Below are 14,965 nucleotides of genomic sequence, written 5' to 3'. Positions count from 1 at the left end.
ATTACTTGTCATTTTGAGACGTATTTTTTTGTGTACTATTAACTTCCTATAATTTATCTTATGTAAACTAGAAAATTGTAAACTACGAAAAGGGCAATCTAATGACTACCCCTCTTTTGTGAATTAATCTTCTTTGCTATCTGGTACTACAACACAGTTCTTATATTTTTTAGTGTCTTTAGTCATCTTTACTCTTAACGCTTCTTCTTCATCTCCAATATCTGATTTCCCGTAACAATGAGTGCTAATGTTACTACAGAACAAATGTTAGAGACAAATCTCCAACGTGTCTTGATTGTATCTCATCATTCTCCTTTAATAAGGGAAAGTTGATCTTCTTATTGCAAAACTGCTGACATTACTTGCCGATGGAGAATGACTTATATGATTTTTAAATACAACTGCAAGCTCGTCCAATAAATCAACAAAATTCTCTTTAATCAAATTTGTTGCCGTTAAATAAATTCAATTCTATAGTTTAACTCCTCGTGAAACATTTACGAACAATATGGCCATTTCTAAATCAATTAGGTCTTTAAAGCCATACCAAACTTCTAAAGCTAACTGGTAATAATATCGTAGTAAATGTTTTGGAACAAATCTTTATGGAATTGCATGTGATAAATAATCGTTTCTTTGCACACTACAACGTGGTTCCATTTAATCTTAGACGCATTCATGTCATATAACATATAAAAGGGATGACTTATCCATCATCCAACATCCTTATTTTGGGAAACTCTCCATTCTTGCTTTTTCAAGTAGCTGCAAAATTTTTGCCGCTTGTTTATCCGATGGTACTTTACCTTCGTCAATTCCCATAGCTAGTTTTAAGAAACTAACATCCTGTATATTCCAAATTTTTTCTTGGACACCCCAATTGTAAACTTCCTTCCAAAAAGCAGAACCATATTCGTAAACTTGAAGTAAAGCATTCATTTCATTAGCTTTTTTTTGCTCCTTAATAGCACTGTATTCTTGTGTGATTACGTATTTTTTATTAACCAACTGAGTAATAAATTCTTCTTCATATTCAAAATCTATCTCTTTCGCCATCGTCCAAGATATCTCGCGTTTTGCCCATTCCGTAACATTTTCAACTGTACGATCCTCACGAGTCAAGTGTTGATACATTAGATATGACACTTTTTGAATTTGTTTCATCCATCCATAAGGTAAATCTTGATCTTTCCAAATTAGCTGGAAATCAATTGTTGATTCAGGGAAGTCTTTTTCAACTTTGTGAATAATTACTGATAGTGTATAAGCAACAATGTTTGCTTTATAGCTATCATACCACTCTTGATTTCGTATAATATTATCTGCTTTTTTGAACAGGATACATAATGCAATTACTTTACGATAGAATTTATCGTTTACAAAGTCAGAATTCTTATCCCACTGTTTAATCATCCATTCACTAAACTTGTTAAAACTCTTTTGGGATCCAGCACTTGCGATATGTGGTTTTTGAAGATATATGTTATAGTATTTTGCTAGATCAACCTTTTTAAACATTTGACTCTTAGGATATCGCGATTCAAAATTCTTTTTAAAGGAATCTGTTGATTTATATGTTTCTTGTCTGTATTGTCCATTTGCACGTTCGTAATACCAGAATTTACCAAATTGAGCCCCTCCTACCGCTGGCGCATGAATCCTTCTTGAAAGCTCTTCAACTTTTCTATGGAATGGATGGTTAGATGCTAGGTCAGCGTCACTTACCTTATTCTGGCTGTTTGCAAATCTTGAAATATTTGGTATCAATTCTTCTGCTGATTTTTGGGAAACAACCGAGACTTTCATCGGAACGAAAATCCTCTTTATCTGATTACGAGAATTCAGTTTTAAATCATTTTCCCATGCATTTGCAAGAGAAGCTGTTGTTTGTCCACCATTTACAATCTGTAATGATTTAAAACCTGTAATAACTTTCCCATCTGGTCCTTCCGAGATATCAATTGTTTCTGCGGTTGCAGCAATACCATTGTTAAATGCAAAGAACATTTCAGGATTGTTTAAAATTGTATTCCTAATACCTTTATTAACTTTTCCTTTGGATTGTAAGAACGAACGAACATTTCCTTCAAGCAATCTTGACTGATACTTATTATACATTCTAGCCAATAGCTCTCCCGGAATATTACACAGATACGCTTGGTACTCATCAGTTTTAGACGCTGGAAGTACCGGAATCCCCTCCGCTTGAAAATCCTCCCTAAGATCAATAATTAATGGTTCTTTACCATTTGCAGATTCATCAATTAATTTCATTCGGGAAATATCATAAATTGAGTAATTTACTCGGACGCTATTTTCAAGTGTGCTTTCAATGATGTTAATTGTATTTGATTTCAAGTAATCTGTTAATATGATTATTTCCAGAACATTAATCTCAATTTTCTTGTTCAAGATATCATAAGCCAAACCATAACCTTCTGAGCTCTCTTCTGCTTCTGAAATAATTTTTTCTACATCAAAATAAAAATATTTGGCGCGATTAAATAATGAATCGGCATCAGTCATGGTTAATATCTTATCTTCATAGTATGCCAAAGAAGGTATAATGAAGAGTGTCAATTTACTATCTAACTCGTTGTATACATATCCATCAATCTGAATTGATCGGTTGCGACTGCCTTTACCTTTAAAATGAAGATAGTGGAAATCCTCTATGATTTCAGACTGTTCAAGCTTCTCACAATATATTTGAAAAAACGACTCACGATCCGACATATTATCAGATACAGCTTGTACTTTCAGATCGTTTACTAATTCCTCTCTATATGAATCCATTAGTTATACCTCAACTTTAAATTGCTTTATTTCAGGCAAAAAAAGATCATACTCAATATTCGTTATTGCCTTACCAAATTCAACATTTGATATTTGAGGAAAGCTTCCGTTGACTTCATAGAACACAATTTCATGGAACTCCAAGTTTATTTCCTTATACTTTTCATCCGGAACAAAATTTAGATTAGCTAATTTCCTGTCGAACTCTGCTTGCAAGCTCTGTGTTTGAATTAAACTACTAATTTTTTGATACAAGTCGAACAGGTTAGTGGACTTTGAATTTGCTAAACTGCTTTTTTCATAAGATACGACGGTCAAATATCCGATACTATTAGAAACAAGTTGCGACTTACTGTTTAAATGAATTGTATCTTTGTTTAATGATTTCGTCTTTACCTCAAACCATGTATTATTTATATTAAAGTCCTTATCAGCCCCTAATGGACCACACCAAGAATTCAAACTATCTAATATCCCATATTTTTCAACCATGAATTCACTTATAAAATATAACTCGCCTGCTAACCCCACTACTTTGCTAAAATCGAGACTTGACGTTATACCTTGTTCAAACAGCGTTTTCCATTCAACAAAACGCTGCATAAACATCCTTTCGGCAACAATCGAAATACTTGCGTCACGGACAGTATCAACCAAATCAAAAACAAGCTTATTAAAAACTCCAAGGTACCGTTGTTCAGCAATCGAGACTGTCAACGCCCACAAGCCGTCCTGTCTTTTGTTATATTCATAGATTAGATACTTGCTACTATTATTAAACTTAGGCATTTTCGACAGCTTAACAAACATACTTGTCCTACCTTTATTGTCCAATCCTAGATATATGCCGAATTTCTCAGTTTTTGGAATTCGCTTATATTTATTTTCTTCGACGATCATGTTCAAACTCCTCGCTAATCATCTAATGCATCAACATCATCTTCGTCATATTCCTCGTCCCAATCATACTGACTAGAGCTACCTTCTATAAGCTCCATTTGATAGACCTTGTTCACCACATACTCATAGGTTACGGATTGTACCCCTTCAATATCAGGGATACCTATACTAATACCCGTAATTAATTGTTCCAACGAATCAACATATCCATCAACTTCAGAATCTACGCCTTTTGAGTTGGTTAACTTTACAGGGTAAATAACTATAAGTGGGTTGCGTGGAATTCCTGTATTAAAGTACATATTTTGAGTCGGAGCTTTTTGACCACCTTTCCTGTTTTTTTGGCCTTTTAAAAGATTATCCACACTATTTACGATTAATTTCATTTGCTCTTTCTCGAGTCCTGTCAAAGCGTAATCCGTGGAACCTAACCTTTTCTTAGATTTAGATATTCTGACATAGTGCCCCGTTCCGAAGAAATCAAACGAACGTGAAATTGGATAAATAGGAATTTCTCCAAAAACTACAGGTTCTTCATCCTTTTTATCTTTATTAGTTGCAACGACAACGTCCCATTTATCAAATATTTTTGATGCACTCTTCTTAATCTCACCAACAAGAATACTATCTTTTGAAAATTCATTCATGTATGGATATTCTACAAATGTCAGTAGCTCAATTATTACTTCTTTCGGAACATCTTTAAATGTTGGTTTCTGACTACCAAGTTTAGAAACATCTTCCACAAGATATTTTTTGTTATTCACTAACCAACGCTCAATCACATCGTTATTAGCCTCTATTTCGTCTTCCTTCGATGGAAGAATCGCTGTCTCGATCATTCGGCCATTCAATTGTCGTACAAGTTTTATTTGTTCGGAATGCCTCATCTTATTTCTTGCAGTTACAATTAATGGAGTATCTTCAGCAGAACGTACACGTAGCCCAAAATCTATTGGACGTTTATTTTCTCTAGACATCCGTTTAATTTCATTTCGTAATTCTTCAGTAGCTTCGGCGATATGTTCATACCATCCAGCAGACTCACTTGATGTCCAAAGTCTACACAAATCGGAATATCCGTCACGATAGCCAAACCATCTTCCCATTTGCATTAGCGTGTCATACATTTTTGTATTTCGATAGAAATAACTTATTGTTAACCCTTCAAGTGTAAGTCCACGTGCAAGGCTCAGGCCTCCAATTGCGATTAAGCGTAATCCGTCTTCATACTCATCATAATTCATTCTTTGAGATGCTGATCCACTATTTACTGTATGAACTTGAATTGGACTAATAGCCTTGTAAAGTACTTGTTTTACATCATCCCAATGTTCTTCAATTTCTTTTTTATTAAAAGACTTATCTCCGCAAATAGCATATTTCTCTTTACCAAACTCCTTATCAAAAAGGTCGTGTAATTCTTTGATGAAAGGCTCTTCAGAATCAGAAAGCGCATAGTTTTTAATCTGTTCTTTTGCGAAATTGAAGTAATTTTTCACCTGTTCTTGAACAACTTTTTGAACGCTAATAAATCTTGATACGTGAATTAGCATAGATCGATGTTTCTTTTCTTGACCACGTAAATCACGAACAGCATTAGCGAGTAAGAACAACAGTATAGATGTCTTAAGAGACTCAGGAAGTGTTGAAATTTTAGTACCATTTTTGTGTTTCAAATCCAAGATATTTTCCATATCATCGTTGTGGCGAATCATGTAATGGTATTGCCCATTCTCACTATACATCTCCATTGGACCAACATAATTTGAAGGTTGCTCTAGTAAGTAAATAAAATCTCTTGGAAATAGATCATTTTTTGTTTCGACCTCTAATTGAGGATCAATAAAAATATTTGCAAAAGGCGTAGCTGTAAAGCCCACATAACTATATTTTCTAAACAATTTCAACAAATTCCGAATTCCATTATTAATTGCTGTCGGATCTCGATCAGGATTATTAGTATTTACTGATGCGTTGTCTGCCTCATCATCAATTAACAACATTGGAAAATCGATCATACCTGTTGATTGGTCTGTATTTTTTTCCTTCAGCCAATAATGAAGCTTCTCTAAAATTGACTTGTTCTTCTTAATTACGAAAATTACCGGGTCAGCTACAGATGACAGTCTCATATTTAGACCTTTTAAGTCAAAATCTTTCTCGGTAGTAGTGAATGATGCCACATTGATTTTCTTGTTGTATTTTCCAGCGCCAAGAAAAGAGTTTCTCTTATTCAATTTCTTGAATTCGATGAAATTACGACTGTCCATTCCAACAAAACCTTCATCGATACGTCCTTGTGTTTGTTTTCGCAGCTTCTCGATCGTACCAGTCAACAAAATGATTACTTTGTAACCACTATCAGCTGCCTTATTTATTAATGCTGTATAATTCGAAGTTTTCCCAGACTGAACAGAGCCAATAATTAGCCCCTTACGTTGAAATCCTGTTTTTAACAACGGATCACCAAGAACATCCATAATATCTTCCGAAGCTTCATCAATTTTGTTAATAACAATTTGTGGCAAGTTCACATCATTTACAAGATATCGACTATATCTATCCCAATATTCAGTTCCTCGATCGGCTTTGGAATTGTAATACCATTTCTTATAATTGTCCTCTTTAAGAAGTGTCCCAGTATCCATAGTAATAGCGTATCTTTCCTCTAGATTTACTATAGCAGTATCAATATCGATTTGATTTATGTGTATTCCACCAAATTTCATTTGAGCCATTGGAATAATTGCCAGTACAGTTTGCTTAATTTGTTTTTCTGTAATTTCTTCTAGATTCTCTTTCGGCAACATAATACTTGCAAGATCTTCTATTGTTGCAACGATTTCATTACCCATTATATTGAAACTCCTTTTCCAACATCCGAATAACTTCCGGGTACTTCTGGAACATATCAATTGAAGACAAACTTTTCAAATGCTTAATTTGCTCATCCTTATTTCTAGCTAATCCATCAATCGTATTTTTGGCTAATTCGTAAACTTGTTCGACTTCAAGTATCTTATCCTCAAACTGTTCGTCTTGGGCTAGGTCATAATAGACAGCTGAATACGGAAAGCTATCTTCAATACTCTTAACAAAACCGTCTAAAAGTTTGAACTGCTCGTCATTTAAAGATTCTTGTAATACTTTAAAAATCGGTATGTCACGATTCACCAAGTATTGCATTTTTTCACGATTCTCAATCTTGTTCCAGATGTGTTGGTAACTATCTTGGACAACTTTTCTTCCTCGATATCTATAAACTCGTTCACTTTTACCAACCACACGAAGAACGATTTGTTTGAGTTGTTCTTTAATCATACTAGGGATTTGAGCAGATGATTTTTTTACATCTATTGTCCAATGCGTATCAATATTGTTTGGAAGATCAATACGCACTTTCGCAAGACGTTTAAGTTCCCCATCACTTAATAAGCGGAACCATTTTCCCCAAACAATTAGTCGATTATTTCGATAAATATATAGCCCCTGTTTTAAATTCAACTCTCTATATTCGTTTAGTAATTGTCTCTCTTTTGTTGATAACTTACTAACGAAAGGAGTAATAAATGGAGTAATTTTTATCGGTATTTTATCTATAAATAACGTTTCTTCTTCAAGTTGCTGTGTAGCTCGATTAGACAACATATATGGATCAATTGGTTCAACTTTTCTATTATTGAAAAAAAGTTCAAAATATTGTTTGGATATTTTATTCTCTAAGAATCTATGAAAAACAAGCGACATGTGTTTATCTGCGAAATTTAACTTTTCATTAAACTCTCTATCAAATTCATTAGGAGATTCCGAAATTCTATCTATTTTTTCCCACACAATCACTGTTCCTGAATTATAGTTTTCTAATTCAGATGCAAATCTGAGATTAGCTATTTGTTCTTCTGTATATCTTATCAGAGACCAATTTTTTGTTTTGTGAATATAGTCTAAATCCCAACACGCAGCTGAAAGTTTTCCTCGTTGTTTTGAAATTACGGTCAGTTTCCTACATTGCGACATAGAAGCCATTTTCAAACCTAAACCGAATCGTCCCAAATCAGTTTCTCCTCGTTCATCTAAAGAACTGCTACTTCCATATCGCATTGCTTTTTCAAGTTCAATATTTCCCATTCCAATTCCGTTATCAATTACAGCGACAAAGGGAATGTAAGAATTTGAAAATTTCACGTCAACGCGCTTTGCAAAATTACTGATTGAATTGTCAACAATATCTGCCATTGCCGTTTCAAAAGAGTATCCAATTGAACGTGTCGACTCCACTAAATTTGGTGCATAAGGAGTTAAAATTAAATCTTCCATTACATTACCATCCCGTTTATATATCCCATTTTAATTTATTTTTATAAAAGCATGTTTTCTAAATTGAAAAATAAGCTAACACTTATAAGTCTTAACTTTTTCTCTAGTATACTATGAACAAGTAAACTATTGTACTAGTGAATTCTGTGCGGCTCTTCCTAATAGAAAACGGAGTTCATGTGAAAACATATATAATCATCGTCAAAAAAGACTAAACACTTGCTATTAAGGTTTTAAAAAGTTGTTATTTTCCTTCTTTTCGTCGCATCTTGTAACAAATAGGACATCCAGTTCCATTACTTCTCTTTGAAATAGTGGCTTCCCACTCATGCCCTTGAACACACAGCCACCATACTTTTGATTAGAGTTAGTGGTTGCTCCACTTGATTTTAATTCTCCATTTTTTGTTGGATGCCACTCTCTTGCTACTTCCGGTTTGTTATCTAGTAACGAACCGTTTTTTACTTATCTTATTTTTATATTAGTTAAAACTTGTTTAGCTCTAGCGCAAACTGGACAGCACTATTATTGCTTCTTCTTCCAATTGATGTTTTCGACTCATGGCCTTCAATACATTTCCACCATACTTCTTTTCTTGATTTTAAGTAACATCTTTGGGAGTTAAATCACCATTTTTTGTTGGATGCCACTCAAGTGCAAGTTTTGGATTTTTGGTTTGCAAGTCATTTTCTCCTGGAATGATTACACGGTTGACACATACCGGACATCCCCTTCCTCTACTACTTCTTTCTGATATTTTTCCTTCCCACTCGTGCCGTGCCCATTAAGACATTTCCACCACACTCCCTTATTGGAAATTGGTGCAAATTCACTCGGTGTTAACTTACCATTTCTTGTTCAATTCCACTCGTCAACCAAATGTCTTTTATTGATACACCAATCATATAAACTTTGTTTCATTCAAGCACCTCATTAATAGTTCCATTTGTTCTACGACATTCCGGGCATAAAAAAGCCCGTGCCTTGCTTGTATTGGCCAAGCGTTCAATTGGTACGAAACAAGCCCTTGATGCGTATAAACTTCACTTGGGACAGTTATTAGAGGAATATGATCTCGCTTCATCCCAACTCGAAAGAGTGACGCAAGAAGTCACAACCGTCTTGGAACAGATTCCATTCGTTAAGCAACTATTGCCATTAAAGGAATCAGCGAGATTTCACTAGCGGGAATCTTAGGAGAAGCTGGAGATCTGAGTGGGTTCGCTCAAGGGAATGCACTCCTTCGTCATGCAGGATTGCATCTCGCTGAAGCAAGCTCTGGGAAGTGGAAAGGCCAAATTGTTTTTTCCAAACGTGGAAGATCACGCCTGCGGCGTTACATCTTCCTTGTGACCATGAGTCTGGTGATGAATAACCCTGAGTTTAAAGCCCTACACTCGAATAATGTTAAAGTGAAGAAGATTAAGAAAATGAAATCCATCATGAAACTTTGTGGAAAATTCGCCCGTACCCTAGTAGGGATAGCTCGTAATGGCTCTGCTTATAAACCGGAAATGATCTTCCCACTTGAACAACTAGCAGCGTAAATTTACATTCACATAGTTATTTAACGAAAGTTGACTTATCCGTAGGATTTCAAAGAAAACACGAGTACTGGATGTAATGAACAAAAGGGCAATGACCCTTTCCGTTAGCAAAACCGGCCTTTACCCCTTGGGTAGGCATGATGAAGGAATGAAAGGGCATAGGATTATGACCTGTTGAGACATGGGAGGGAAAGCCTCCAGGGGCAGCGTGGAGAATTCGTGTAGTATATGTAATAATATGGGATTTTCAACAGATTCCCTATTTCAATCTGCCCTCATCTTATCAAAACGGTCCTATCTCTTTCGTTCATCTAAAGCATCCTATACCATGTGGTTTGAAATCCAGCGAATAAGCGAGTATTCGTAAGCATTATCTATTAAACTGAGGGAGTTCATTAAGATTAATCCTTTTTTCAGTATTATAGATTAATCTATAATACTCATTAAATTCTCAGTATAAATATGATTCTCACCCCAAAAGGGTCGGAATCAGTATCTTAATGGGGAATTAATCAACAAAATATAGCTCTCTACTCAAAATTCTAATCTAGAGTACATTTCCTTAAAGGTTACGTTGGAGTTGATCTGGAGAATGTGTCTCCCAGACATGGTGCTTTTCACCACTCAACATTTTTTATGAGATTTTTGAACGTGAGCATCATTCTCCTAATGCCTACATCTTCTTAAAGAGCCATTTCCTACTAACCAATATTTCTTTGTAAATTTAATATATTCTATCGAGGTGCGTACTTTAATACATAGTAAGTAATATGTTTATCAAACTAGTTACTTAAAGTAAAACATTTAATATAATCAATACTTACTACATTCATTGTCATCCTTTCCTTGATTTTAACATTTGCAGTGCCATTAACCTTATTCTTAAGATTGAGGTTAAAGTATTAAATTCAGTTAATTAATACACGAAACCTTTATAAATGAATACATAGAAAGAGCATGTTTTGAAAAAGATTAATCCAAAAATTGCATCCCCTGACTCAAGATTTCCTAACAATTTACTTAATGAAGAAAAACCGGAAAGAAATTGCATTTCTCTCCGGATTTTTTCGTTTATTACCTAGCTGGTTCTGAAACAGGGTATTTACCTGCACCTGCTTCAAAAAATGGGGACCGTCGCGGCCAGTCCGAATTCGATGTTTACCCTATCCAGCCCTCTTTGGTTGAAGCGGCGAAACGAACCATGCCCTTGATATGACCCAACACGCTTTCTGCCGCTAATTTTCGTCGGGCACACAATTTATCCATACCTCCTTATACTTTGTATACGAAACTATTAGGTACGTTCACTTCACTCAGACCTTATTTAATACACTCATCAACCTCCCATATATAGACTTCCACGAATCATCTAAGTTCAAAGTCATCACTTCCATTGTCATCCGATCATCCCAACGAAATGATTCATCTATGGTAATCCCGTTAAACGGATATATCAAAATCCCTCTAACTTCCAGTTCTTTTGGTTGATGCATCAAGTAGGTATAAAGTTGATACATATTATTGCTATGAAAAGAGGAATTCCCATGATGCTCTTGGAAGACATTTTTAGAAAACTTCGCATCAATGATAATTTTCTTGAGCCCGTTTTTTTGTATCATTGAAACATCTGTCCTCATGGATGGCAAAAGTGATTGATTCCCCTCCAACTTCCACTGCATGACCTCTGATAACACTCGATAATCTTGTTGCTCAATTCGGTAAAAATGAAATAGAAACTTCTCAAAAATATGATTTAACGATTTTTCATCTAGTTCGGTAGAAAACAAACTCCAGTTACCTTGTTTATGGGATAACAACGTTAACTCATGCAATAATCTAGCGATATGCACCATGCGTTTAAAATGGATATTGTATCTTCCAAAGTATATTTTTGAGAACACTTCCTTCGTTAGTGTTAAATTATCTACTTCCGCCATTAACTCCAAATACATGAAACTACGTTTTCTTGTTTCTTCTTTTACGTAACGATTTACACAGATTGCTCTCAATGTGGATTTCATCACTTGGTTCAGCAAAATATTTGATGAATATTCATCTTTCTCGCAGACAACGATAGGTTTTCTGGCGACAATGTAAGGCATGGAATCATTAATCATCACTCGGCCACCCAGCCGACTGGTGGATTCTGTCCTGACCACGTAATTCTTCACCAATCCACGACGATTTAAAGTATGTACTTCATTTAAAAATTGTTTAATAATAAAGTCATACGTAATCAAGTCTTCATCCACATCATTTAAACTCTCGACTAACTCAGGCATTTCATTCATGTAACTGAGTAAACAAAACAAGTTACGAATGGGTACTTTAAACAAATTCTCCATATTAGATTCCCTCAATAAGAGACTTAACCATTTCTGGACGATCAAAGAAGTATTCTTCTAACAGTGGTTGGATTTCAAAAGTCAGTATTCCTTCATACCATGTGTTTTCATCCATATTCTCAGGTTTCGAAGTGAAAAATGAGTGTCCAATCGCATAGCCACTTCCTAGCTGAAAGTCCCCATTAATTTCTTTGTTGATTTTATTAACTGCAAATAAAATCCGAGCTACCATTTGATCAGAAATACCTGAATCTTGAATGGTAAGCTTCCATTTCTCATTAAAAGCAGGTATAAGTGTAACAAAAGCAAAACGACGTCGAAGAGCTACCTCTAACTGAGCTAATGATCGGTCAGCTGTATTCATTGTTCCAATCAAATATACGTTACTTGGAACGGTGAACTTGTCCTTTGAATAGCCCATCGTGACAAATTCATCACGTTTATCACGCTCTATCAACATGAACAATTCACCAAAAACCTTAGACAAATTTCCTCGATTTATCTCATCGATAATGAAGTAATAATCCTTCTCTGGATTCTCTAATGCACGTTGGCAAAAATCATAGAAAATACCAAACTGTAGAGAAAACCCATGTTCATTAGGTCTGAATCCCATAACAAAATCTTCATAAGCATAATTTTGATGGAATTGAACCATTTCTACTCTATTGTCATCTTTAACACCCATCAGTGAATAAGCAAGACGTTTGGATACAAACGTTTTACCAACTCCAGGAGGACCTTGCAAGATAATGTTTTTCTTATAGTTCAATAAGTTAGTAATCGTAACGTATTCTTTTTCCTTAATAAATACTTCTTTTAGGAAGTCTTCTTTTGTATAACTTTCTAGTTCGACTATACTCGAATCCACATGGGTAGCTGCAATCGCTTCTTTAAGGTTAGGTTTTAACCGCCAAGTAAAATGTTGATTCTCTTCGTACTCACCTTCAAACAGAACACACCAGAAGCAATTAGTCCCATCTTCTCTTTTAATCGGAGGAATGTCGGTAGCCTCATATACTCTTTTTGCAAGTTGTACAATTGGGGTGTTGAATGAAGAAGAATGCTTCCCAAGAGCAGATGCTAACTCGGTCGCTGTTGCCTCTCCACCAAGTTCGAACATTTTATGAAGATAAACTAGATCTTTCTCTTTAAAAACAGCGTCATTCTGAAGAAGCTCTATCCAAGTTTCAACACTGATTTCCAGATTGGTCTTGTAAAACCCTAACATTTCTTGAACTAAGTCAGGGTATGGCTGATGTTTGTTAGTGTTTTTGTTGGAAGTTTACCCTTTAGAAGTAGATGTTTATGTACAGCTACCCATTTCACTTCTCTGAAATTAGGATGTGGCTGCCTTAAAGCATCATACTGATATTCTGATTCTATTTCAGCCACCGCTAAAACTTGTTTAGTACCTTTTTTTATAAAAACCAAATCACCAATATTCATAGAATTTGTAAAGTCATTACATGCATTGGCATCATTACTTCTTCTTATTTCATCCGCTGACATCTCATTAAACTTGTCCATGATCTCACCAGTATCTTTATACTGCTTCAGATTACCGAGTTCTCTCCAACCGATACTAATGACATTAGAGGAAAGAAAATCATCCCAATACTTCGCATCCTCCCCCGCTCCAATAGTCCAATACTGAATAGTAGCTGGAATGTCTTTTTTGAATTCATCTAACACTCTAACCATTTTTTGATGAAAGTCTTCATAGATAAACGATTCTATATTGGATTCAAAATCCAAATCTGATTGCCCTCTATTAGGATGTTGGTCACCATACAGTAAACCGTATCGGATTCCCTTTTCATCAATTGATACAAAGAACTGTGCAGCTGTTCTATGACTTGCATGTCCCTTTTCATAAACAGCCAACCAGCACTCGGAACATCCAAAACTTTGATTCCAGTTAAAACCGTTTAGGACTTTTTTATCTATAAAATTCATATTTGCGAACTCTTCCATTTGACGAATAGCTTCATGAATCTTGCTTTGCTCTTCTTGGACTTTTTGCTTTTTACTTGCATAATACAACTGAAATAAAATCGTGAAATTATTCCACGACTGCAAAATGTTCGTCTCATATTTCACTTTTACCTGATTTTTGATATCTTCCATTTCTGCAATACTTATAGAATCAGATTCAATGATTTTGTCTAGCACCAAAAATCTAATGAGATTTACTTTTTCATGGTTTCGGTACTGCTCTCGCAGTGAACTCAGTGTATTCGAATCTAGTTTTCTAATAGCCTCTAATATAAGTGCTGGTTGCTTCATAAAATTGCTCAACTGTGTTGCCAACCCATGTAAATAATGTACAGCAGTTTCAACTATGATTTGTTTATAATGCGTGCTACAGAAAAAGAAATCTTGTATATCAAGAATTGTTAACTCTGGATAGGTGGCCTTTAAGTGGTGGAGTGCAATCTCACACACGCTCACAAAAGTTTCATAATTGTTACCCACTGTTCCAAGTTTGAGCTCAATTCCATAGGTCTTTTTCAAATCAGTAAAAACCTCTTGTTTATAGAGCGGATATTTTGTAAAATCAACTGCTGCAAACAAATACCCAAACAACGGCGCTCCTAAGGAAATACTTGGATTGTATGCTTTACCTTTTTCTCGGAACACTTCAACGCGATCTTCAATTGATAGTGGTGATTGAAATAACTGGTTCATTAACATTGAAACTTCTGCAGGACGTGCCTCTGTATACTTAACTAAGTCTTCTGTATTACTCCAATGCACAAAACTCCCAGCGGAAGGATTCTCTTTTTGTAGCTTCTTTACAATATCAAGTACTGTATACTCGTTAATGTTCTGTCCTTTCAGGAAACTATTTAGGCGGGACAAAATTTCTATTTTATAAGACTCATCATATAAATTCGTCTCTTTAAAAGCTAAATATCTTTTAAATGAAATGTCTATGTATTCATCTTTTAATAAGATTTTCTGTAATTCTTCGTAACTCATCTCTTACACCCCTTACATCGAATTGGATATACCTACCTATTATAACCTTAAGGTAATAACAGGAAAAGCAAA

At 35.0% G+C, this 14,965-nt stretch carries 9 protein-coding genes and 2 pseudogenes; 2 read left to right on the top strand and 9 right to left on the bottom strand.

From position 1 onward, the window contains the following. Positions 1 to 726: 726 nt before the first annotated feature. From V3595_RS22100 to V3595_RS22075, 6 genes and pseudogenes are all read right to left on the bottom strand, one after another. Positions 727 to 2,796: an AIPR family protein gene (locus V3595_RS22100; RefSeq protein ID WP_485909592.1), complete on the bottom strand. Its 2,070-nt coding sequence runs from the start codon at positions 2,794 to 2,796 to the stop codon at positions 727 to 729. Between the two features lie 3 nt (positions 2,797 to 2,799). Continuing rightward, positions 2,800 to 3,696 (bottom strand): PD-(D/E)XK motif protein, encoded by an 897-nt coding sequence (locus V3595_RS22095; RefSeq protein WP_485909590.1) that lies wholly within the window; start codon positions 3,694 to 3,696, stop codon positions 2,800 to 2,802. 14 nt (positions 3,697 to 3,710) lie between these two features. Further along, positions 3,711 to 6,554, bottom strand: coding sequence for a Z1 domain-containing protein (locus tag V3595_RS22090; RefSeq protein ID WP_485909588.1), 2,844 nt, complete (start codon positions 6,552 to 6,554; stop codon positions 3,711 to 3,713). Beyond that, positions 6,547 to 8,016, bottom strand: coding sequence for an ATP-binding protein (locus tag V3595_RS22085; protein ID WP_485909586.1), 1,470 nt, complete (start codon positions 8,014 to 8,016; stop codon positions 6,547 to 6,549). Before V3595_RS22085 ends, V3595_RS22090 begins: the two co-directional genes overlap by 8 nt. A gap of 244 nt (positions 8,017 to 8,260) precedes the next feature. Further along, positions 8,261 to 8,362 carry a zinc-ribbon domain-containing protein gene (locus V3595_RS22080; RefSeq protein ID WP_485909742.1) on the bottom strand — a complete coding sequence of 34 codons (102 nt, stop codon included), beginning with the start codon at positions 8,360 to 8,362 and terminating at the stop codon, positions 8,261 to 8,263. Between the two features lie 356 nt (positions 8,363 to 8,718). Then, a pseudogene (locus V3595_RS22075) lies at positions 8,719 to 8,862 on the bottom strand (zinc-ribbon domain-containing protein); the annotation flags it as partial. A 108-nt stretch (positions 8,863 to 8,970) separates the two neighbouring features. Here V3595_RS22075 and V3595_RS22070 point away from each other — a divergent pair. Next, positions 8,971 to 9,563: pseudogene (locus V3595_RS22070) on the top strand (transposase); the annotation flags it as partial. Positions 9,564 to 10,608: 1,045 nt separating this feature from the next. Then, a complete protein-coding gene (locus V3595_RS22065) occupies positions 10,609 to 10,779 on the top strand; it encodes a hypothetical protein (RefSeq protein WP_485909584.1) in 171 nt (56 codons plus the stop codon). A gap of 97 nt (positions 10,780 to 10,876) precedes the next feature. Here the strand turns inward: V3595_RS22065 and V3595_RS22060 are convergent, their stop codons facing one another. From V3595_RS22060 to V3595_RS22050, 3 genes are read right to left on the bottom strand one after another with little or no spacing between them, the layout of a single operon-like run. After that, positions 10,877 to 11,908 carry an McrC family protein gene (locus tag V3595_RS22060; protein ID WP_485909582.1) on the bottom strand — a complete coding sequence of 344 codons (1,032 nt, stop codon included), beginning with the start codon at positions 11,906 to 11,908 and terminating at the stop codon, positions 10,877 to 10,879. Between the two features lies 1 nt (position 11,909). After that, positions 11,910 to 13,139 (bottom strand): AAA family ATPase, encoded by a 1,230-nt coding sequence (locus V3595_RS22055; protein WP_485909580.1) that lies wholly within the window; start codon positions 13,137 to 13,139, stop codon positions 11,910 to 11,912. 8 nt (positions 13,140 to 13,147) lie between these two features. Beyond that, a complete protein-coding gene (locus tag V3595_RS22050) occupies positions 13,148 to 14,893 on the bottom strand; it encodes a hypothetical protein (protein ID WP_485909578.1) in 1,746 nt (581 codons plus the stop codon). Between the last annotated feature and the right edge of the window lie 72 nt (positions 14,894 to 14,965).

Origin of the sequence: Bacillus sp. CFBP9009, assembly GCF_036541465.1 — a bacterium.
Taxonomy (GTDB): domain Bacteria; phylum Bacillota; class Bacilli; order Bacillales; family DSM-1321; genus Peribacillus.
Note: the sequence above shows the minus strand (reverse complement) of the source record. Positions and strands in the feature narration are given on the sequence as shown.

Excerpts from the sequence above, each read along its gene's own strand:
- V3595_RS22050 (WP_485909578.1), bottom strand. The coding sequence starts at position 14,893 with ATGAGTTACGAAGAATTACAGAAAATCTTATTAAAAGATGAATACATA.
- V3595_RS22055 (WP_485909580.1), bottom strand. The coding sequence starts at position 13,139 with ATGTTAGGGTTTTACAAGACCAATCTGGAAATCAGTGTTGAAACTTGG.
- V3595_RS22100 (WP_485909592.1), bottom strand. The coding sequence starts at position 2,796 with ATGGATTCATATAGAGAGGAATTAGTAAACGATCTGAAAGTACAAGCT.
- V3595_RS22060 (WP_485909582.1), bottom strand. The coding sequence starts at position 11,908 with ATGGAGAATTTGTTTAAAGTACCCATTCGTAACTTGTTTTGTTTACTC.
- V3595_RS22095 (WP_485909590.1), bottom strand. The coding sequence starts at position 3,696 with ATGATCGTCGAAGAAAATAAATATAAGCGAATTCCAAAAACTGAGAAA.
- V3595_RS22085 (WP_485909586.1), bottom strand. The coding sequence starts at position 8,016 with ATGGAAGATTTAATTTTAACTCCTTATGCACCAAATTTAGTGGAGTCG.
- V3595_RS22090 (WP_485909588.1), bottom strand. The coding sequence starts at position 6,554 with ATGGGTAATGAAATCGTTGCAACAATAGAAGATCTTGCAAGTATTATG.